The organism is Chromohalobacter sp. HP20-39 (assembly GCF_033052815.1).
In the GTDB taxonomy this organism is placed as follows: domain Bacteria; phylum Pseudomonadota; class Gammaproteobacteria; order Pseudomonadales; family Halomonadaceae; genus Chromohalobacter.
The window spans coordinates 1-264 of sequence record NZ_JAWHTP010000771.1 but is presented as its reverse complement, the minus strand read 5'-3'; the positions used below and the strand labels follow the sequence as shown (position 1 = coordinate 264).

At 65.5% G+C, this 264-nt stretch carries 1 pseudogene; it reads left to right on the top strand.

From position 1 onward, the window contains the following. Positions 1 to 264, top strand: a pseudogene (locus tag RVY79_RS20040) (DDE-type integrase/transposase/recombinase); the annotation flags it as partial.

Here is a 264-nt window from a genome sequence, read left to right as displayed (position 1 = left end):
CTCCTGGCGAACTGCTGCACTTGGACACTAAGAAGCTCGGCCGCATTGACGGCGTAGGGCATCGCATCACCGGCGACCGAGCGCTCAACCGCAACCGCGGCATCGGCTGGGACTTGGTGCACTTGGCGATCGACGACCACTCGCGCGTGTCCTTCGCGCTCATCAAGGCCGACGAGTGCGGTCAGAGCTGCGCTGACTTCCTGCGCGAGGCCGTGGCGCATTACGCCGGCCTCGGTGTGCGCATCGATCGCGTCATGACCGACA